Genomic DNA, 21,734 nt, shown 5'->3' with positions numbered 1-21,734 from the left:
CTCTCCACGTCCACCTCGGCCGCCGCCACCGTCCCCGGCGCATGCGCGTCGTTGTCGACCCGGGCACCCTGCGACGTGAACGTCACCCGACCCCGGTCCGCCGTCCCCTCCACCCACGGCGCCCGCACCCCGCCCGTGGCGACCACGCTCTCCACGTCCACCTCGGCCGCCGCCACCGTCCCCGGCGCATGCGCGTCGTTGTCGACCCGGGCACCCTGCGACGTGAACGTCACCCGACCCCGATCCGTCGTCCCCTCCACCCACGGCGCCCGCACCCCGTCGGCGAACTCGGGGACGGTCGCGTGGACGGTGGTGGTGAGGAAGTACCCCTCCTGCACCTGTCCGGTGCCGTCGGCGGTCCCGGCCACCAGGGTGTAGGTGGTGCCGCGTGTCAGGGGGCGGCCGGGCGTGTGCTCGTGCGGCCCGTACGGCGTCGGCGCAGTACGCACCGGCGGCGCGACGTCCTCCAGGGCTCCGTCCGGATAGCGGATCCAGTACCGGAGGCTGTCCGGTCCGTCCCAGCGCAGGACGACGTTCTGGCCCGCGCCCACCAGGGACAGGTCCGCCCGGAGGTTCTGCGGGACCTGCGGCGCCTGCTTCACCAGTGCGAGCGTGGTGCCGTAGTAGAGGCCCGCCTTGTACCTCGGCGCACCGAGGTCGCCGCCGCGGGCGATCTCGTGGATCGACACGACGGCCGGACCGGCCTGACCGGAGACCCGGATGTTCTCCAGCTTCAGGATCAGGTGCCCCTGTCCCGGCAGCGTCACCTCCCGCCCCGAGGGGGCCGCGGCCCGGAAGCGGCCCACGCTCCCCGGGTACGGCGTGAAGTCCGGGACCTCCTCGCCGACCGGCGGCTGGTAGCTCCTGGTGGCGATGGTCGCGGTGATCGCCGCGCCGTCGTCCGTCAGGTCACCGCTGCCGGTGCCGACCGGGATCAGGACATCGATGTGCCGCCACGTCACGTCGGACAGGTGCGGGTTGGAGACGACCAGGTACACCGTCCCCACCGACGGCGCTCCGGGACGCGAGGCTTGAAGCGAGGTCGGATCCGTGAGGATCTCGTAGTGGAGCAAGGACGGCACGGCGCGTTCTCCCTAGCTCGGCGGTGCACACGATCCGGGCAGTCGACAGTAGGCAGCCCCTCACCCTTCGAATCCCCCGATCCCCGGGCTCTGTCCCGAATCGCTCCCCTCCTGACCGGAACCGCACCACGGGAACCCGCCGGGGCCGGGCCATGGCGGACGCCCTGCTCGTGCACCCGGGCGGGGTGCCCTCGGAGGGGCACCGGACTGCTCCGGCGCCCCTCCCCCGGAACCGCCCCTTCTACGTGCGGTTCCCGTGGAACTGCCCGGAGGCGCTGATGTCGCCACGGATGTACACGCCGCCGTACGAGACGTTGGTGCCCAGGCTGAAGTTTCCGTGCGTGACGCCGATGCCGTCCCTGAATTCCGCCCATTTCTCGAACGTGCTCTGGCCCTTGACGAACAGGAAGTTGCCCCAGATCGTCCCCTTGACGGTGGCGTCGCCGCCGGTGACCAACTCGCTCAGGTCGGCCTTGCCCGCCGTGACGGTCCCCCGCTTCTTCCCTTCCTTGTAGACGTTCACCCCGGTCCGCGAGAATTCGATCCGGCCGCCGTTGTCGTCGCGGCCCTGGACCGACCCGGTCGTCACGCTCTCGGCCGCCGCCCTGCCCTTGACGGAGAGGTCACCGCCGACCACGGCGTTCCCCTCGGCCTCCAGCCGGCCGTGGACGACCAGCCGGGGCGGTCCGTCCTGCGTGTCCAGCACGTGATCGACCGTCAGCGAGCCTTCGACGGTGAGGCGTTCGGCCACCCTCGCCCGGCGGGTCCGCAGGTCGTTCACGTCCACCTCGCCGGCGGCGACAGTTCCCCACACGTGGTCACCCGCACCCTGGTAGACGCGGATGCCGTTCGCCGGGAAGTCGATCCAGCCGGAGTCCGCGCCGCGTCCCCTGACCGTCGTGGTCCTCACGTCGTGGTGGACATCGGCGGTCCCGGCCTCGACCGTCCCCGGGGAACCCGCGCGGTCGTCGACCCTCACGCCGTCCCCGGTGAAGGTGACCCGGCCCCGGTCCGTCGTGCCCTCGATCCACGGGGCGCGCACCCCGCCGGCGAACTCGGGGACGAACGCGTGGACGGTGGTGGTGAGGAGGTACCCCTCCTGCCGCTGCCCGGCTGCGTCCACGGTCCCGGCCACCAGGGTGTAGGTGGTGCCGCGCGTCAGGGGGCGGCCGGGCGTGTGCTGGTACGGACCGTACGGTGTCGGCGCGGAGCGCACCGGCGGCGCGACGTCCTCCAGGGCCCCGTCCGGATAGCGGATCCAGTACCGGAGGCTGTCCGGCCCCTCCCAGCGCAGGACGACGTTCTGACCCGTCCCCACCAGGGACAGGTCCGCCCGGAGGTTCTGCGGGACCCGCGGCGCCTGCTTCACCAGTCCGAGCGTGGTGCCGTAGTAGACCCCCGGCACGCTGGACGGCTGCGCACCGAGGTCGCCGTCGTGGGCGATCTCGTGGATCGACACGACGGCCAGGCCCGCCCGGTCGGAGACCTGGATGTTCTCCAGCTGCAGGACCAGGTGCCCCTGTCCCGGCATCGTCATCTCTCGTCCCGAGGGGGCCGCGGCCCGGTAGCGGCCCCCGCCCAGCGGGTGCAGGGTGAAGGTCGGGGCGTCCTCGCCGGGCAGCGGCTGGTAGCTCCTGGTGGGGATGCTCGCGATGATCGCGGTGGTGCTGTCCGTCAGGTGGCCGCTGCCGGTGCCGACCGGGATCAGCACATCGATGTGCTTCCACGTCACGTCGGCCAGGTGCGGGTTGGAGACGATCAGGTACACCGTCCCCACCGACGGCGCTCCGGGACGGGAGACTTGGAGCGAGGTCGGATCCGTGAGGATCTCGTAGTGGAGCAACGACGGCACGGTGAGTTCTCCCTACTCGGCGGCGCACACGATCCGGGCAGTCGACAGTAGGCAGCCCCCCGCCCTTCGCCTCCCCGGATCCCCGGGCTCTGTCCCGAATCGCTCCCCTCCTGACCGGAACCACGTCACAGGGGTCCGGCGGCACCGCCCGTGCCCCTCCGGCGGTACCGCGCGGGCCCCGGCGGGGTGCCGGGGCGCGGGCGGCCGACGGGTCAGGGCCGCGGGGAGGCCGCGGCGGTGCGGAAGGCGGTGAGGGAGTCGGTGAGCGCCCTGGTCACGGGGCCCTGTTGGGAGTTGAGGTAGAAGTGGCCGCCGGGGAAGGAGTGGAGGCGGAAGCCGCCGGAGGTGACCTCCGACCACCGCTCCGCCTCCTGCCGGGTCACCTGGGGATCGGCGTCGCCGGTCAGGACGGTGATCGGCGAGCGCAGCGGCGGGCCGGCGCGGTGGGCGTACGTCTCGACCGCCGTGTAGTCGGCGCGCAGACACGGCAGGATCATCCGCCGGATGTCCTCGTCCTCCAGGAGGGCGCTGTCGGTGCCGTTCAAGCGCTGGACCTCGGCGATGACACCGGCGTCGTCGCGCAGGTGCACCGTCTCGTGCCGCGTGGTGGTCGGCGAGCGGCGGCCCGAGACGATCAGGCCGAGCAGGTCGACGGCGCGCTCGGCCTCCAGCCGGCGGGCCGTCTCGTAGCCGAGGACAGCGCCCATGCTGTGCCCGAAGAACACCAGGGGACGGCCGGTGCGGGGGCCCAGCACCGTGCAGATGGCGTCGACGAACGCCTCGACGGTGTCCAGGCAGGGTTCGTGGCGGCGGTCCTGGCGGCCCGGGTACTGCAGGCAGAGCACCTCCGTCTGCGGCCCGAGCGCGGCGGACAGCGGCTGGAAGTAGCTGGCGGAGCCGCCGGCGTGCGGGAAGGCGACCAGGGTGACGGCGGCGTCGGGGGCCGGGCGGTACTGCCGGAGCCAGCGCCCGCTCAGCTCCTGGAGCTCGGGGTCGGACATCGGGGGAATCCGTTTCTCGTGGGGGCCGGTACGGCCGGTCAGCGGGCGAAGCGCAGCGGCAGCTCGGCGAGCCCGCGCAGGAAGTCCGAGGGACGCCAGGTCAACCGGCCGGGCGGGACGGCGAGTTCCAGCACCGGGAAGCGGGCCAGGGTCTCGGTCAGCGCGACCCTGATCTCCTGCCTGGCCAGCTGGTGGCCGAGGCAGAAGTGCGGGCCGTGGCCGAAGGCGAGGTGCCCGGTGGTCGGGCGCAGCAGGTCGAAGGCGTGCGGGTCGGCGCGGACGGCCGGGTCCCGGTTGGCGGCCGACGGCAGGAAGCGGACCAGCTCGCCCTTGCGGACGACCACGCCCTCGATCTCGATGTCGTCGAGCGCGACCCGGTTGGTGGTCGACAGCAGGGAGCCCCGGTAGCGCAGCGCCTCCTCGCCGGCGCTCGTCACGAGTTCCGGGTCCACCCGCAGCGCTGCCAACTGGTCGGGGTGGTTGAGGAGTTCGAGCACCGCGCTGGCGATGACATAGGCGGTGGTGACGTGTCCGGCGAACAGCAGGACGGAGCAGAAGCCGACGAGTTCCTCCCGGGTGAGCGCCTGGCCGTCGTCCAGCCGGGCGCCGACGAGCTCGCTCAGCAGGTCCTCGGTCGGCTGCCGGCGCTTGGCCTCGACCAGGTTGGTGCAGTAGGCGGCGAAGGCGTCCGTCGCGGCCTGGCGGACCGGTGCCGAGGGCGAGTCCATGTTCTTCACCCGGGTGTGGAACACCTCGCGGTCCTCCCGCGGCACGCCGAGCAGCTCGCAGATCACCTCCAGCGGGAAGGGGTTGGCGAAGGCGGCCACGAAGTCGGCCTCGCCCTCGGCGGGCAGGCCGTCCAGCAGGCCGCGGGCGATCTCGACGAGTCGGGGTTCCAGCGAGCGCACCGCGCGGGAGGCGAAGGCGGCGCTGACCAGCCGGCGGTAGCGCGCGTGCTCCGGATTGTCCTGCTCGAAGAGGACGATCGGGCTGTCCGGGATCTGCGCGGCCTGCGGCGCGTGCCGGTGGAGGTCGCTGGAGAGCCGGGGGTCGCCGAGCAGCCGCCGGGAGGGCTCGGCGCCGAGGACGGTCCACGCCTCGGTGCCGTCGGCCTGGCGGGTGCGGACCACCGGGTGCCGGCGGGCCAGCTGCCCGAGCTCGCGTTCCGCGTCGGGCAGGGAGGAGATCTGGACGAGGTCCAGGACGGGGATCATGCCTGTCCCTCCGGTCCGTCCGGGGTGGTGGCGGTGATCCGGGGCAGGTCCCGCAGCCACAGGTGCCGGCTCGCGATGCGCCAGCGGCCGCCGTCCTTCTCCAGCAGGTCGACGTACGAGCCGCTGCGGCCGATCTCGTGGCTGCCGTCGTCGAGGGCGAAGGTGACGGAGAGCAGCGAGCGCGCCTCGGCGGTGTTCCCGTCCAGGCGGACGACGACGGTGTTGCCGGTGAGGTGGCGCTGGTGGGCGCCGCGCTTCTCGGTGTGGTGGCGGTACAGCGCGGCCATCGCGAAGACGATCCGCTCGCGGGTGGTCACCGACGGCGGGAAGCCCTCGGGGGCCGGGGTGAAGGTGAAGCTGGCGTCCTCGGTGAAGAGGTCGCCGAGCGCGTCGAAGTCGCCGGAGTCGTAGTACAGGCTGTAGGCGGCGACGACGTCCTGGATGGCGGCCCGGTCGGCGAGGAAGGCCGCGTCGAGGTGGCCGGTCGAGCCGGGGGCCGGAAGCAGCGGGGCGGGCGTCGCGGGCGTGGTCCGGGGCATGGGTGATGGTCCTTTCGTCGATGGTGCGGTCGTACGGTCATGCGGTCGTGCGGGGGCGCGGGCGGGGTCACGGGGTGGCCCGGACCAGCCCTTCGATCCAGGTGCGCACCGCGGCGCCGGTCTGGTCCGCGTGTTCGCCGATCATGGTGCAGTGGTCGCCCTCGACCTCCACGGCGGTGTGGTCGTGGGGCCAGGAGGAGCGCCAGTCCTCGCCGGTCATCGGTTCCTCCGGTGAGCCCGGGACGCAGCGCGACGGCCGGACGAACAGCGTCGGCACGGCGGCCGGCTCGGGCTCCCAGCCGCGGAACATCCGGCGGTAGCTGCCGATCGCGGTGAGTCCGGTGTAGCCGAGCGCGGTGAACGCCTGGCGGCGCACGATCACCTCGTAGTTCATCGCCTTGCGCATGCGGCGCGACATGGTGGCCGGCAGGTAGGTGTCCAGCAGCACCTGGCCGGCCGGCGCGGTGCCGGCCGCCCGGAGCCGGCTGCTGACGCCGTGGGCGAGCCAGCCGCTGGAGGAGTAGCCGAGCAGGACGAACGGCTCGCCCTCGGCGCAGCGCAGGGTCGCGTCGGCGAGCAGGTCCAGCAGGACGTCGCGGGAGGCGGCGAGCGGCTCGCCGGTGCGGAAGCCGGGGACGGTCAGCACGGCGGTGCCGCAGAACCCGTCGAAGGCGGAGGCCAGCCGGCCGAACTGGATGGTGCCGTCGACCGGGGCGAACGGCGGGAAGCAGATCAGCCGCGGGTGCTCGCCGCCCTGCGACATCCGCACGTGGCCGGACAGGGCGGCCAGGTGCGCGAGGTCGGCGCTGACCTCGCGCAGGCCGGACGCTCCGACCAGCAGCGCCTCCGCGTCGTCCATCTGCCCGCGCAGGGCGAGCTCGCGGTAGACGGAGCCGAGCAGTTCGTTGGACTCCTCGGTGCCCGGCCGCGGCACGTGGCGGGCGGCGCTCCCGTCCTCCAGGACGCGGGCCAGGTGCGCGGCGAGCGCCGCCGGGTCGGCGTGGTCGTAGACCAGGGTGCTGGGGAGGTCGAGGCCGGTGGCCTCGCCGAGCCGCCGGGCGAGCCCGACGGTGGCCAGCGAGTCGAAGCCCATCCCGCGGAAGGGCTGGTCCGGGTCGACGGCGCCGGCGTCGGTGTGACCGAGCTGGGCGGCCGTCTCGGTGCGGACCAGGTCGAGCAGTTCGGCGGCGAGCCGGGCCGGGGAGCGCTCGGCGGAACGGTCCCGGAGCGGGTGCGGCCCGGCTTCGGGCGCCGGGCCCGCCGGGCGCTCCGCGGCGACCGCCACGAGGTCGGCGATCAGTGGCCGGGGGCGGGCGGCGGCGTAGCTGTGGGCGAGCCGGGTCCAGTCCACGTCGGCGACCGTCACGCAGGTCAGGTCCTCGTCCAGCGCCTGGCCGAGGGCCGTCAGGGCGGTGGCCGGGTCCATCGGCCGCACCCCGAGCCGGCCGAGGTGGCGGCCGGCCTCGCCGTCGGCCATGCCGCCGGCGGCCCAGGGTCCCCAGGCGACGGCGGTGGCGGTGACCCCGCGCTGGCGACGGCGCCGGGCGAGGGCGTCCAGGTGGGCGTTGGCGGCCGCGTAGGCGCCCTGCGCGGCCCCGCCCCAGACGCCGGCACCGGAGGAGAACAGCACGAAGGCGTCGAGCCGGGCCGTGGCGAACAGGTCGTCCAGCGCCAGCGCCCCGGCGGCCTTGGCGGTGACGGTGGCGGCGATCGCGGCCGGGTCGGTGTCGAGCAGCCGGGCCGGGCCGGCGACACCGGCGGCGTGCAGCACGGTGCGGATCCGCGGGAGTTCCTCGCCCAGGGCCTCGCGGAGCCGGTCGGCGGCGTCCGGGGCGGTGAGGTCGCAGGCGATCGGCACCAGGTCGGCGCCGCCGGCCGCGAGGTCGGCCCGCAGCTCGTCGAGGCCGGGGGTGTCGGGGCCCCGGCGGCCCAGCACCAGCACCCGCTCGGCCCCGCGGGCGGCGAGCCAGCGGGCCGCGTGCCCGCCCAGGGCCCCGGTGCCGCCGGTGATCAGTGCGGTGCCGCCGGTCCGCCAGCGGCGGTCGGGGTGAGCGGGGCCGTCCGGGCCGGCGGGGCGGGACAGGCGGCGGCCGAAGGTGCCGAGCGGACGGATCGCGAACTGGTCCTCTCCCCCGGCGTCGGCCAGGACGCCGAGCAGGGTGGTCAGGGAGCGCTCGTCGGGGGTGGCCGGAAGGTCGGCCAACCCGCCCCAGCTGCGCGGGTGTTCGAGGCCGATGACGCCGCCCAGGCCCCAGATCCCGGCGCCCGTCGCGGAGGACACGTCCTCGCCCAGGACCGAGACGGCGCCGGCCGTCAGGCACCAGAGCGGGGCGGCGACGTCCGCGTCCGCCAGCGCCTGGACCAGGGTGGCGGTGGCCGTCACGGCGCGGAGCAGGCCCGCTGCGCCGTCGTCCTCCCCGGCGGGCGCCGCCCCGAGCAGCGAGACGACCCCGGCGAGGCCCGGCTCCCCGGCCGACTCGCGGAGCCAGGCGGCGAGTTCGGCCCGGTCGGCGGCCCCGGCGTCGAGCTCGCGGCGCAGGACCCGGGCGCCGCCGGTGGTCAGCGCCTCCCCCACCGCGGCGGCGAGCTCGCCGGCGGGGGCGGGGTGGACGAGGAGCCAGCGCCCGGTGGGCGCGGCGTCGGGGGCGGCGGGCGTCCACGGCTCCCAGCGCAGCTCGTGGCGCCAGGACCGGGCGGTCCGCGCGGTGCGGTCCTCGGTGCGCCAGGCCGAGAGCGCGGGAAGGAGGTCGCCCAGCGGCGCGTCCGCGGGGACGTCCAGCAGCGCGGTGATCCGGTCGACGTCGGACTGCTCCACGGCCTCCCAGAATCCGCCGTCCGCGGGCTCGGCGGCGGGCTGCGGGGCCGGGTCCGCGGCGGGCGGCTCGGGGGCGAGCCAGTAGGGGCGGCCCTGGAAGGGGTAGGTCGGCAGGTCCACCCGGCGGGCGCCGGTCACGGCCGGGGCCCAGTCGACCGGGGTGCCGCGGACGAAGGCGGTGGCGAGTCCCGCCGCCAGGGTCTCCCTCGGGTCGCGCCCGCGGCGCTGGGCGGGGACGGTGGTGGTGTCGGTCCCGGCCGTGCACTCCGCGACCATCGGCGTGAGCGCTGCTTCGGGGCCCAGCTCCACGAACACCGAGGTCCCCTCGGCCCGGGCCGCGGCCACCGCGTCCGCGAACCGCACCGGCTCACACACCTGCCGCACCCAGTACTCCGGATCACCCACCTCCCCCACCGTCGCCACCCGGCCCGTCACATCCGACGCGAACAGGATCGACGGCTCCGACAAGCTGATGCCCGCCACCACCTCCCGCAGCTCCGCCAGCACCGGTTCCATCAGCACCGAATGGAACGCATGCGACACCGCCAGCCGCGAGGAGCGCCACCCCCGCTCCCCGCACAGCACCCGCACCTTGTCGACGGCCTCGGCCTCGCCCGAGACCACCACCGACGCCGGACCGTTCACCGCCGCGATCCCCACCACCCCCACCGCACGCTCCGCGAGCAGCGCCACCACCTGCGCCTCGCTCGCACCCACCGCCAGCATCGCCCCGCCCGACGGCAGTTCACCCATCAACCGGGCCCGCGCCGCCACCAGAGCGACCGCACCCTCCAACGAGAACACCCCCGCCACATACGCCGCCACGATCCCACCCAGCGAATGCCCCAGCACCACCTCCGGCACCGCAACCCACGAACGCCACAACCGGTACAACGCCACCTCGAACGCGAACAACACCGGCTGCACCACACCCGTACCCTCCGCGCCCTCCCCCGGCTCCCCCAACAACACCTCCCGCACCGAGAACGGCACCACCCCCTCGAACGCCCCGCACACCTCGTCCACCGCCGCCGCGAACACCGGGAACGCCGCATACAACTCACGCCCCGCACCCGCACACCGCACCCCCTGACCCGTGAAGACCACGGCGTGCTTGCCGACCGCCCCCGCGCCACGCGGCACCGCCCCGGTCACCACGGCCGGGGTCCCGGCCGGCCGGGGCACGCCGTCGGCGAGCGCCGTCAGCCCGGCCGTCAGCTCGGCGAGGTCACGGCCGAGCAGCACGGCACGGTGCTCCAGCAGGGCCCGGCCGGTGACGGCGGACCAGGCGACATCGGCGGGCCCGGCCTGCGGGTGCTCGCGGACCCAGTCGCGCAGCCGGGCGGCCTGGGCCCGCAGCGCCTCGGGGGTCCGGGCCGACAGCACCCACGGAACGAGTCCGCCCACCCCGGGCCCGGCGGGCGGCTCCGGCAGCGGCTCCGCCGGTTCCGGGGCCTGTTCGAGGATCACGTGGGCGTTGGTGCCGCTGATGCCGAACGAGGAGACCCCGGCCCGGCGCGGCCGGCCCGTCTCCGGCCACTCCACCGACTCCGCCAGCAGCTCCACCGCACCCGACGACCAGTCCACGTGCGGCGACGGCGCATCCACGTGCAGCGACTTCGGCAGCACGCCGTGCCGCATCGCCATCACCATCTTGATCACACCCGCCACACCCGCCGCCGCCTGGGTGTGCCCGATGTTCGACTTCACCGACCCCAGCCACAACGGTTCACCGGTCCGCTCGCGCCCGTAGGTGGCCAGCAACGCCCGGGCCTCGATCGGGTCGCCCAGCGTCGTGCCCGTGCCGTGCGCCTCCACCACGTCCACCTCGTCCGTGGAGAGCCCCGCGTTCACCAGGGCCTGGCGGATGACCCGCTCCTGCGAGGGGCCGTTCGGCGCGGACAGCCCGTTGGACGCGCCGTCCTGGTTCACCGCGCTGCCGCGCACCACCGCGAGGACGGGATGCCCGTTGCGCACCGCGTCCGACAGCCGTTCCAGCAGCAGCAGGCCCACGCCCTCGCCCCAGCCGGTCCCGTCCGCCGCCGCCGCGAACGGCTTGCACCGCCCGTCCGCCGCCAGACCGTTCTGCCGGGCGAACTCCACGAAGGCGGTCGGCCGGGCCATCACGGTCACGCCGCCGGCCAGCGCCAGGTCGCAGTCCCCCGCGCGCAGCGCCTGCGCCGCCGTGTGCAGGGCCACCAGGGACGAGGAGCAGGCGGTGTCCAGGGTCACCGCCGGGCCCTCCAGGCCGAGCACGTACGAGACCCGGCCCGAGACCACGGACATCGAGCCGCCGGTCACCCGGTGGCCCGCCACCTCCGGGGCGGCGTCCGGTCGGCCACCGCCGTAGCCGAGCGCGGAGGCGCCGACGAAGACGCCGGTCCGGCTGCGCCGCAGCGCGAGCGGGTCGATGCCGGCGCGCTCCACGGTCTCCCAGGCGGTCTCCAGCAGCAGGCGCTGCTGCGGGTCCATCGCCAGCGCCTCGAAGGGCGAGATGCCGAAGAAGTCCGCGTCGAACTCGGCGGCCTCGTGGACGAATCCGCCCTGCCGGGTGGTGGGGCCGGCGGCGTCCCCCTCGGGCCCGGTCGCCCAGCCCCGGTCGGCCGGGAAGGCGCCGATCGCATCGGTGCCCTCCCTCACCAGGTGCCACAGGTCCTCGGCGGAGCGGACGCCGCCGGGCAGCCGGCAGCCGGTCGCGACGATCGCGATCGGCTCCCGGCCGGCCTGTTCGGCCTCCCGCAGCCGCTGTTTGGTCTCGCGCAGGTCCGTGGCGGTCATCCGCAGGAAGTGGCGGAGCTTCTCCTCGTTGGAGCCGGTGGACCCGGTGGACCCGTTGGACGGGTGCGGCGCGCCGGCCACGGTGGCCTCGGTGGACATGTGTGTACCCCTGTTCGGTTCGAGAATCCGGTGTGAACGGCTGCTCAGGAGATCCCGAACTCCTCCCCGAGGATGTCGAACATCTCGTCGTCGGTGGCGGTGTGCAGGTCGCGCCCGGCCTCGGCCTCCGGGCGCTGCCCGCCGCGCAGCCGCTCCGCCAGCTCGGTCAGCCGGTCGGCGACGCGGTCCCGGTCCGCGGCGCCGGACAGCGCCGCCAGGCCGGCCTCCAGCCGGTCCAGCTCGTCGAGCGCCGAGACGTTCCGCCCGGTGTCGTCGAACAGCTCGGCGCCGAGGTGGTCGGCCAGCGCCTGCGCCGTCGGGTGGTCGAAGACCAGCGTGGTCGGCAGCTCCAGCCCGGTGGCCGCGACCAGCCGGTTGCGCAGACCGACGGCGGCCAGCGAGTCGAACCCCAGGTCACGGAACGGCCGTTCGGGCTCGATCTCGGCCGGATCGGCGTGCCCCAGCTGGGCCGCGACCTCGGCGCGCACCAGGGTGACGAACTCGGCGTTCCGGTCGTCGGCGGACAGCCCGGCGAGACGCTCGCGCAGCAGCTCGGGCGCCCGGGCGCCACCGCCCGGCTCCGGCTCGGCCGGCTCCGGGGTCGCGGCCGCGACCAGCTCCGCGATCAGCGGACGCGGGCGGGCGGCGGTGTAGCCGACGGCGAAGCGCGGCCAGTCGAGGTCGGCGACGGTCACCCGCTCCAGGTCCTCCTCCACGGCCTGGCGCAGCGCTTCGAGGGCGAGCTCCGGGTCCATCGCCGTCACCCCGATCCGGTCGAGCGCCGCCGAGACGGCCTCGCCGTCCGACATCCCGCCGCCCGCCCAGCGGCCCCAGGCGACGGCGGTGGCGGCCCGGCCCTCGCCCCGGCGCCGGGCGGCGAGGGCGTCGAGGCAGGCGTTGGCCGCCGCGTAGGCGCCCTGGCCTGCTCCGCCCCACACCCCGGCCCCCGAGGTGAAGAGCACGAAGGTCCCGGCTTCGTCCTCGCGCAGCAGTTCGTCCAGCGCGAGGGCGCCGCCGACCTTGGCCGCGACCGCCTCGGCGATGGACGCACGGGTCATCCGGTCGAGCGGCCCGCCGACCTCGGCGCCCGCCGCGTGGACCACGGTGTCCACCCGAAGTCCCCGGCCGCGCAGGCCGGCGAGCAGGGCGGCGAGGGCCTCCCGGTCACTGACGTCGCAGGCGGCGATCTCCACCTCGGCGCCGGCCGCCGACAGCTCCTCGCGCAGGTCCGCGGCCCCCGGTGCGGCCTCGCCGCGCCGGCCGGCCAGCACGAGGTGCTCCACGCCGCCGCGGACCAGCCACCGGGCGACGTGCCCGCCGAGCGCACCGGTGCCACCGGTGACCAGCGCGGTCCGCCCGGGGTGCCAGGGGGTGTCCCGGCGGGGGGCGCCCTCGGCGTGCGGGAACCGGGCGAGGCGCCGGACGAAGGTGCCGAGCGGGCGGATCGCGACCTCGTCCTCCGCCGAGCCCGCGCCGAGCACGGCCGCCAGGGCCGCGCAGGAGCGCTCGTCGACGGTCCCGGGCAGATCGACCAGGCCGCCCCAGCGGTCCGGGTGTTCGAGGCCGGCGACGCGGCCGAGCCCCCAGAGCGCGGCGGCCGTCGTACTGGCCGGGGGTTCGCCGAGGGGGGACGCCGCGCCCCGGGTGGCGCACCAGAGCGGTGCGTCGAGGCCCGCGTCGCCGAGGGCCTGGACCAGCGTGGCCAGCCCGTCCAGGGCGTCGGTCGGGTCGACGGGGGCAGGCCCGGTGTCGGGCAGCAGCAGGACGCCGGCGGGCGCGGTCTCCCGCAGCCAGGCGGCGAGCTCGGCGCGCCCGGCCGGCACCGCGCCGGCTCCGGGGGCGAGCACCTCGGCGCCGGCCGCGGTGAGCGCGCCGGCCACCGTGGCGCGTGACTCCGCGTCGGCCGGGGCCAGCACCAGCCAGCGGCCGGTGAGCCGGCCGGGCGCGGCGGGGGCGTCCGCCCACGGCTCCCACCGCTCGGTGTAGCGCCAGGAGCGGGCCACCGTGTCGGCCCGCCGGCGGGTGCGCCAGGCGGCGAGGGCCGGCAGGACCTCGTGCAGCGGCGCGTCCTCGGGGACGTCGAGCAGCGCGGCGAGGCCCGGTGCGCCGGCGGTGGTGACGGTGTCCCACAGGGTGGCGTCGACCGGGTCGCCGCCCGGGGCGGCGGAGCGCTTGGCGCGCCCGGGCAGCGCGGTGCCGCCGTCCGGGTCGAGCCAGTAGCGGCGGCCCTGGAAGGCGTAGGTGGGCAGGTCGGTCCGGCGCACGCCGGGCCGGTGCAGCAGGCCGGCCCAGTCCACCGGCACGCCGCGGGCGAAGGCGGCGGCCAGGGCGGCGACCAACTGCTGCGGACCGCCCGCGCCGCGCCGCAGGGTGTGCAGCACGGTGCCGGGCGTGGCGGCTTCGGCGATGAGCTCCTCCAGGGGCACCACGAGCCCGGGGTGCGGGCTGCACTCCAGGAAGACGGTGTGCCCCTCCGCGAGGGCCGCGCGCACCGCCGCGTCCAACCGGACGGTTCCGCGCAGGTTGTCGTACCAGTACGGACCCGCCAACCGCTCCGGCTCGTCCACCACTTCACCCGTGACGGTCGAGTACATCGCCACCCGGCCCGGCAGCGGGGCGACGTCCGCCAGCAGGGCCCGGAGGTCGTCGCGCAGCGGGTCCACGTGCCCGGAGTGCGAGGCGTAGTCGACCGGGATCCAGCGGGCCCGGACGTCCTCGCGCTCGCACCGCTCGGCCACGGCGGTCAGCGCCTCGACGGCTCCGGAGAGCACCACGCTCGACGGCCCGTTCACCGCCGCCAGCGACAACCGCTCGTCCCGGGAGACGATGTCGGCGGCGCGCTCGGCCGGGAGGCCGACCGAGAGCATCCCGCCGCCGGTCCCGGAGAGCCTCCGCAGCGCCTGGGCGCGCAGCACCACCACCCGGACGGCGTCCCCCAGGGACAGCAGCCCGGCCACGTGGGCGGCGGCGATCTCACCCTGCGAGTGTCCGATCACGGCCGCCGGCCGCACCCCGCACGACTCCCACCAACGGGCCAGACCCACCATCACCGCGAACAGCACCGGCTGGACCACGTCCACCCGCTCCAGCAGGGCGCCCGACCCGTCGCGCAGCACCTCCAGCAGCGACCAGTCCGTCAGCGGATCCATCACCCCCGCGCACTCCTCCACCGCGGCGGAGAACACCGCTGAGGTGTCGAGGAGTTCGGCCGCCATTCCGACCCACTGCGAGCCCTGGCCCGGGAACACGAACACCGGGCCGGTGACGGCGGCGCCGGGGCCGCCCGCGCCCCCCGCGACCGCGTTCGGAGCGGTGGAGGCCGTTCCGTCCGCCACCGCCCGCAGACCGCCGGCGATCTCGGCGCCGTCACGGCCCCAGACCACCGCACGCCGCTCCAGGGTGGCCCGCCCGGCGGCCAGCGACCAGGCCGCGTCGGCGAGTCCGGCGTCCGGTCGGGCGGTCAGCCACTGCCCGAGCCGCTCGGCCTGCTCGCGCAGCGCGCCCTCGGTGCGGGCCGAGAGCACCCAGGGCACCACCCCGGCCACGCCCGCGGGCTCCCCGGCAGGGGCCTCGGCGGACGGACCGGCAGGGGCCTCGGCGGCCGGCGCCTGCTCCAGGATGACGTGCGCGTTGGTGCCGCTGATCCCGAACGAGGACACCGCCGCGCGGCGCGGGCGGTCCAGCTCGGGCCAGGGGCGGCCCTCGGCGAGCAGTTCGACCCGGCCGGCCGTCCAGTCGACGTGCGGGGTCGGCGCGTCGACGTGCAGGGTCTTCGGCAGCGTGCCGTGGCGCATCGCCATCACCATCTTGATCACCCCGGCCACGCCCGCCGCGGCCTGGGTGTGGCCGAAGTTGGACTTCACCGAGCCGAGCCAGAGCGGCTGCTCCTCGGGGCGGTCCTGGCCGTAGGTGGCGAGCAGGGCCTGCGCCTCGATCGGGTCGCCGAGCACCGTGCCGGTGCCGTGCGCCTCCACCGCGTCGACGTCGGCCGTGGTCAGCCGCGCGTTGGCCAGCGCCTGGCGGATCACCCGCTGCTGGGAGGGGCCGTTGGGGGCGGTGAGGCCGTTGGAGGCGCCGTCCTGGTTGACCGCCGAGCCGCGGACCACCGCGAGGACGGGGTGCCCGTTGCGGCGGGCGTCGGAGAGCCGCTCCAGCAGCAGCATGCCGATGCCCTCGCCCCAGGCGGTGCCGTCCGCACCGGCCGCGAAGGACTTGCAGCGGCCGTTCGGGGCCAGCCCCCGCTGGCGGGCGAACTCCACGAACACGCTCGGGGTCGACATGATCGTCACCCCGCCGGCCAGCGCGAGGTCGCACTCCCCGGTGCGCAGCGCGTGGCTCGCCCAGTGCAGCGACACCAGCGAGGAGGAGCAGGCCGAGTCGACGGTGACGGCCGCGCCCTCCAGGCCCAGGGTGTAGGCGACGCGCCCGGAGGCGACGCCGAAGGAGTTGCCGTTGCCGATGTATGCCTCCAGCTCGTCGTCGACGTCCTGGACCCGGCCGGCGGCGTAGTCCGAGTACATCAGCCCGGCGAAGACGGAGGTGTTGCTGCCGCGCAGCGAGAGCGGGTCGATGCCGGCCCGTTCGAAGGCCTCCCAGGAGGTCTCCAGCAGCAGCCGCTGCTGCGGGTCCATGGCCAGGGCCTCGCGCGGCGAGATGCCGAACAGCTCCGAGTCGAAGCGGTCGATGCCGCGCATGAACGCGCCCTCGCGGGTGTAGAAGCGCCCGGAGCGGTCCGGGTCCGGGTCGTACAGCCCGGCGAGGTCCCAGCCCCGGTCGGTGGGCAGCGGCGAGACGGTGTCCACGCCGTCGGCGACGACGCGCCAGAGGTCCTCGGGGCTCGCGATGCCGCCGGGGAAGCGGCAGCTCATGGCGACGATCGCGATCGGCTCGTCCGCCACCGCCCGCGCCGGGGCGGCGGCCGGGGCCCGGCCGTACTCGGGCAGGCTGAGCAGTTCGGTGCGCAGGAACCGGGCGAGGGCGGTGGCGCTGGGGTAGTCGAACAGGACGGTCGCCGGGAGCCGCAGGCCGGTCGCGGTGTTGAGGCGGTTGCGCATCTCCAGCGCGGTCAGCGAGTCGAAGCCCAGCTCGGTGAAGGCCCGGTCGGCGCCGACCGTCTCGGGGCCGGCGTGTCCGAGGACGACGGCGGCCTGCCGGCGGGTCAGGTCGGTGAGCAGCTGGACCTGCTCGGCCTCGGGGCGGCCGGCCAGGCGCTGGGCGAGCCGGCGGGCCTCCTCGCCGCCGGCCCGGCGCCGTGCCGGGACGAGTCCGCTGAGGATGAGCGGCAGTTCGTCGAAGCGGCGCAGCGCGGCCAGGTCGAGCCGGACGGGCGCGAGCAGGGCCTCGTCCTGGGCGAGGGCGGCGTCGAACAGGGCGAGGCCCTGCTCGGCGGAGAGCGCCAGCACGCCGCTGCGGTCGATGCGGTGGCGGTCGGTGGTGCTGAAGTCCTCCCGCATCAGGCCGCTCTCCTCCTCCCACAGGCCCCAGGCCAGCGAGACGCCGGGCAGGCCGGCCGCCCGCCGGTGCTGGGCGAGGGCGTCCAGGAAGGCGTTGCCGGCCGCGTAGTTGGCCTGGCCGCGGCTGCCGATGACGCCGGCGACGGAGGAGTAGAGCACGAAGGCGGTCAGGTCGAGGTCGCGGGTGAGCTCGTGCAGGTGGAGGGCGGCGTCCACCTTGGGGCGCAGCACGGGGGTGACGCGCTCGGGCGTGAGGGCGGCGATCACGCCGTCGTCCACGGCGCCGGCGGTGTGCACCACGGCGCGCAGCGGGTGCTCGGCGGGGACGGCGGCGAGCAGGGCCGCCAGGGCCTGCCGGTCGGCGGCGTCGCAGGCCGCGACCTCGACGGTGACGCCCAGGGCGGTGAGGTCGGCGGCGAGGTCGGCGGCGCCGGGGGCGGCCGGGCCGCGCCGGCTGGTCAGCAGCAGCCGGCGGACGCCGTGGGCCTCGGCCAGGTGCCGGGCGACGAGGGCGCCGAGCGCGCCGGTGCCGCCGGTGACGAGGACGGTGCCGTCCGGGTCGAAGGCGGGACCGGTGGCCTCGGCGGACCCGGCCCCGGTGCTCCCGGTGCTCCCGGTGCTCCCGGCGGTGGCGCTGCGGGCGATCCGCGGGGCGTACAGGGTGCCGGCGCGCAGGGCGAGTTGGGGTTCGCCGGTCGCGGCGGCGGTCGCGGTGGCGGCGGCCAGGGCGGACACCGAGGCCGGGTCGTCGTCGAGGTCGACCAGGACGATCCGGTCCGGGTTCTCCGACATGGCGGAGCGCACCAGGCCGCCGACGGCGGCGGCGGCGAGGTCGCGCACCGGGTCGCCGGCTCCCACCGAGACCGCCCCGCGGGTCACCACGGCCAGGCGGGTGCCGGTGAGGCGGGGGTCGGCGAGCCAGGTCTGGACGGTGTCCAGGGCCCGGGTGACGGCGGTGTGCACGGCCTGCGCCGGCGGCAGGTCCGCGCCCCCGGCGGCGGGCCAGGGCAGCACGACCACGGCCGGGGCGGGCAGGCCGTCGTCCAGGGCGCGGGCGAGGGCCGCCAGGTCGGTGTGCCGGGAGGCGTCCGGGGCGGGGTCCAGGTCGCCGTCCCCGACCACCGCCCAGGTGCCGGCGGCGGGGGCGGCGGGCTGCGCCGGGTGGGGCAGCACGGTCCAGCGCACGGCGTACAGCGGGTCCTGACGGGCGGTGGCGGCGGCACGCAGCTTCTCCGCGGACACCGGCCGCACGGACAGCGAGCCGATCTCGGCGACCGGCCGGCCCTGGGCGTCGGCGAGGGTCAGGGTGACGGTCTCCGGGCCGGTGCGCCGCAGTCGTGCCCGCACCGCCGCGGCGCCGGGGGCGAACAGCCGCACGTCGCGCCAGGAGAACGGCAGCGAGACCGGTCCGGCGCCGGGGTCGGCGCGGTCGGCGAAGGCCGCGAGGCCGAGCAGGTGCTGGGTGGCGTCCATCAGCGCCGGGTGGATGCCGAAGCGGTCGGCGTCGTGGGCGACGGCCTCGGGCAGCGCGATCTCCCCGTACACGTCCTCGCCGTGGCGGGCGGCGGCGCGCACGCCGAGGAAGGCCGGCCCGTAGGCGACGCCGGCGTCGGCGAGCCAGTCGTAGAAGCCGTCGAGCGGGACGGCGCCCTCCTCGGCCGGCGGCCGGGCCGGCGGCTCGGCGGGGGCGGCGCCGTCGGCGCGGGCCAGGGTGCCGACCGCGTGGCGGGTCCACGGCTCGCCGGCGTCGCCCGTGTCGGGCCGCGAGTGGATCGCGACGGCCCGCCGGCCCCCGGCGTCCGGGGCCTCCAGCCACAGCTGGAGCTGGAGGGCGCCGCGCTCGGGCAGGACCAGCGGGGCCTCCAGGGAGAGTTCCTCGACGAGTTCGCAGCCGGCCCGCCGGCCGGCGTGCAGGGCGAGCTCCAGGAAGGCGGTCCCCGGCAGCAGCACGGTGCCGAGCACCACGTGGTCGCCGAGCCAGGGGTGGCTGTCGAGCGAGAGCAGGCCGGTGAACAGCGAGCCGTGCCCGTCCGCGAGTTCGACCACGGCGCCGAGCAGCGGGTGGTCCGCCGGGCCCTGCCCGAGGCCGGCCGCGTCGGTGACCCCGACGCCCGCGTCCAGCCAGAACCGGCGGCGCTCGAAGGCCTGGGTGGGCAGCTCGACCCGGCGGCGGCCGAGCGCGGCCGGGTCGGTGTCGGTGCCCGCGGTGAGCCCCGCCCAGTCCACCGCCGTGCCGCGCACGAAGGCCCGGCCGAACGCCGTCAGGACGCTCCGGGCGGTGGGGCCCTCGCGGTCGGCGGTGGGGATGACGGCGACCGTCCGGTCGGTCTCCTCGGCGGCGAGGCAGGCGGTGGCCATCGGCGTCAGCACGGCCCCGGGACCGAGTTCGACGAACTCGCTCGCCCCGGCCGCCCGCAGCGCGCCGATCGCGTCGGCGAAGCGGACGGTGCCCCGCAGGTTGGCGACCCAGTGGGCCGGCTCGCGCAGCCGCTCGGGGGCGGCGAGCGCGCCGGTGACGGTGGAGACGAGCGGGATCCCCGCGCGGCGCGGGCGCAGACCGTCGACGACGGCGGCGAACTTCGTCAGCACCGGGTCCATCAGTTCGGAGTGGAAGGCGTGCGAGACCGGCAGCCGGGTGTGCCGCCAGCCGCGTTCCGCGCACACGGCGCGGACCTGCTCGACGGCCTCGGTGGTACCGGAGACCACCACGCTCGCGGGCCCGTTGACGGCGGCCAGGCCGACCCCGGCCAGCGGGGCCAGGACGGCGGCGGTCTCGGCCTCGCCCGCCCCGACCGCGAGCATCGCACCGCCGGCCGGCAGCGCGGCCATCAGCCGGGCGCGGGCGGCGACCAGGGTGACGGCGTCCTCCAGGGTGAGCGCCCCGGCCACGTGCGCGGCGACGATCTCGCCCAGCGAATGGCCGGCCACGAAGTCGGGCGCCGGCGCCCACGCCGTCCACAGCCGGTAGAGGGCCACCTCGTGGGCGAACAGGGCCGGCTGGGCGACGCCGGTGTCCTCGGCCGGCGCCGACGGACCGTCGGGCTCGCCGAGCAGCACCTCGCGGACGGAGAACGGCGTCACGCCCTCGAAGGCGGCGCAGACCTCGTCCAGCGCGGCGGCGAAGACCGGGAACGCCTCGTACGCCTCGCGCGCGGCGCCGCGGGTCCGGGTGCCCTGGCCGGTGAACAGGACGGCGGTGCGGCCGGTGCGGCGCGGCACGGCGCCCCGCGGCGCGTCCCCGCCGCCGTCCGCGACCCTGCCCAGCTCCGCGGCCAGTGCGGCGGTCCCGGTCCCGACCACGACCGCCCGGTGCTCCAGCACGGCCCGGCCGGAGGCCAGTGACCAGGCCACGTCGGCCGGCCGGGCCCCGGGGTGCGCGAGCGCCCAGTCCCGCAGCCGGGCGGCCTGGGCGCGCAGGCCGGCCTCGGTGCGCGCGCCGACCACCCAGGGCACGGGGGCCGGCGCCGGCGCGGCGCCCTCCTGCTCGGCGGGCGCCCGGTCCTCGGCCGGCTCCTCCTCGATGATCACGTGGGCGTTGGTGCCGCTCACCCCGAAGGAGGACACGCCGGCCCGGCGCACCCGCTCCCCCGCCGGCCAGGCCACCGGCTCGGTCAGCAGCTCGACCGCCCCGGTCGCCCAGTCGACCACGGGCGTGGGCTCCTCGGCGTGCAGGGTGCGCGGCAGCAGGCCGTGCCGCAGCGCGAGCACCGTCTTGATCACGCCGGCCACGCCGGCGGCGGCCTGGGTGTGGCCGAGGTTGGACTTCACCGAGCCGAGGTGCAGCGGCCGGCCGGCCGGCCGGTCCTGACCGTAGGTGGCCAGCAGGGCCTGGGCCTCGATCGGGTCGCCGAGCACCGTGCCGGTGCCGTGCGCCTCGACCGCGTCGACGTCCGCCGGGCTCAGCCGGGCGCCGGCGAGGGCCTGGCGGATCACCCGCTCCTGCGCCAGGTCGTTGGGCGCGGTCAGCCCGTTGGAGGCGCCGTCCTGGTTGACCGCCGACCCCCGCACCACGGCGAGCACGGAGTGCCCGTGGCGCCGCGCGTCGGAGAGCCGCTCGACCAGCAGCATGCCGACGCCCTCGCTCCAGCCGGTGCCGTCGGCCCCCGCCGAGAAGGACTTGCACCGCCCGTCCGCCGCCAGGCCGCGCTGGCGGGCGAACTCGTCGAAGGCGCCCGGGGTCGCCAGGACGGTCGCGCCGCCGGCCAGCGCGAGGTCGCACTCGCCGGCCCGCAGTGCCTGGCAGGCCAGGTGCAGGGCGACCAGCGAGGAGGAGCAGGCGGTGTCGACGGTCACCGCCGCGCCCTCCAGGCCCAGGGTGTAGGCGATCCGGCCGGAGGCGACGCTGGTCAGGCTGCCGGTCAGCAGGTGGCCCTCGACCTCCTTGGGGACGCTGGGCAGCCGGGACAGGTAGTCGCTCGCGATCACCCCGACGAAGACGCCGGTCCGGCTGCCGCGCAGCGAGGTCGGGTCGATCCCGGCCCGCTCGACCGCCTCCCAGGAGGCCTCCAGCAGCAGGCGCTGCTGCGGGTCCATCGCCAGCGCCTCGCGCGGCGAGATCCCGAAGAAGCCGGGGTCGAAGTCGGCCGCGTCGTCCAGGAACCCGCCCCGGTAGGCGCCGCCGGCCGCGCTCTCGGCGTGCTCCCAGCCGCGCCCGGAGGGGATGCCGGTGATGGCGTCACCGCCGGTGCGCACCAGCTCCCACAGCTCCTCGGGCGAGCCGACCCCGCCCGGGTAGCGGCACTGCATGCCGACGATGGCCACGGGCTCGTGCCACCGGTCCTCGGCGTCGCGCAGCAGTGTCCGGGTCTCGTGCAGCTCGTTGGCCGCACGCCGCAGGTAGTCGCGCAGTTGCTCTTCGTTCGCCATCGTTGGTCCGCTCCGTGAGTGTCCGCGAGGGACGG

5 protein-coding genes and 2 pseudogenes are annotated in these 21,734 nt (G+C 76.5%); all 7 read right to left on the bottom strand.

Features of this window, described 5'->3' with window-relative positions; all coding sequences use genetic code 11:
• Positions 1–1,082: pseudogene (locus tag ACFVVL_RS31030) on the bottom strand (hypothetical protein); the annotation flags it as partial.
• Between the two features lie 241 nt (positions 1,083–1,323).
• Positions 1,324–2,934, bottom strand: coding sequence for a hypothetical protein (locus ACFVVL_RS31025; RefSeq protein ID WP_387681053.1), 1,611 nt, complete (start codon positions 2,932–2,934; stop codon positions 1,324–1,326).
• A gap of 212 nt (positions 2,935–3,146) precedes the next feature.
• On the bottom strand, positions 3,147–3,935 hold the full coding sequence (locus ACFVVL_RS31020) for a thioesterase II family protein (RefSeq protein WP_387681050.1): 789 nt from the start codon (positions 3,933–3,935) through the stop codon (positions 3,147–3,149).
• A 38-nt stretch (positions 3,936–3,973) separates the two neighbouring features.
• Entirely contained in the window at positions 3,974–5,149 is a 1,176-nt protein-coding gene (locus tag ACFVVL_RS31015) for a cytochrome P450 (protein WP_387681047.1), read from the bottom strand.
• Positions 5,146–5,688, bottom strand: coding sequence for a nuclear transport factor 2 family protein (locus ACFVVL_RS31010; RefSeq protein WP_380290221.1), 543 nt, complete (start codon positions 5,686–5,688; stop codon positions 5,146–5,148). Before ACFVVL_RS31010 ends, ACFVVL_RS31015 begins: the two co-directional genes overlap by 4 nt.
• Before the next feature lie 67 nt (positions 5,689–5,755).
• Positions 5,756–11,218: pseudogene (locus ACFVVL_RS31005) on the bottom strand (type I polyketide synthase); the annotation flags it as partial.
• A 206-nt stretch (positions 11,219–11,424) separates the two neighbouring features.
• Positions 11,425–21,699 carry a type I polyketide synthase gene (locus ACFVVL_RS31000; RefSeq protein ID WP_387681042.1) on the bottom strand — a complete coding sequence of 3,425 codons (10,275 nt, stop codon included), beginning with the start codon at positions 21,697–21,699 and terminating at the stop codon, positions 11,425–11,427.
• Between the last annotated feature and the right edge of the window lie 35 nt (positions 21,700–21,734).

Source organism: Kitasatospora sp. NPDC058115, assembly GCF_042884635.1.
GTDB lineage: Bacteria > Actinomycetota > Actinomycetes > Streptomycetales > Streptomycetaceae > Kitasatospora.
This window is presented reverse-complemented; position numbering and strand designations above follow the sequence as displayed.

What these genes read in the sequence shown, in the direction of transcription:
- ACFVVL_RS31020 (WP_387681050.1), bottom strand. Translation starts at nt 3,935, where the DNA reads ATGTCCGACCCCGAGCTCCAGGAGCTGAGCGGGCGCTGGCTCCGGCAG.
- ACFVVL_RS31015 (WP_387681047.1), bottom strand. Translation starts at nt 5,149, where the DNA reads ATGATCCCCGTCCTGGACCTCGTCCAGATCTCCTCCCTGCCCGACGCG.
- ACFVVL_RS31010 (WP_380290221.1), bottom strand. Translation starts at nt 5,688, where the DNA reads ATGCCCCGGACCACGCCCGCGACGCCCGCCCCGCTGCTTCCGGCCCCC.
- ACFVVL_RS31000 (WP_387681042.1), bottom strand. Translation starts at nt 21,699, where the DNA reads ATGGCGAACGAAGAGCAACTGCGCGACTACCTGCGGCGTGCGGCCAAC.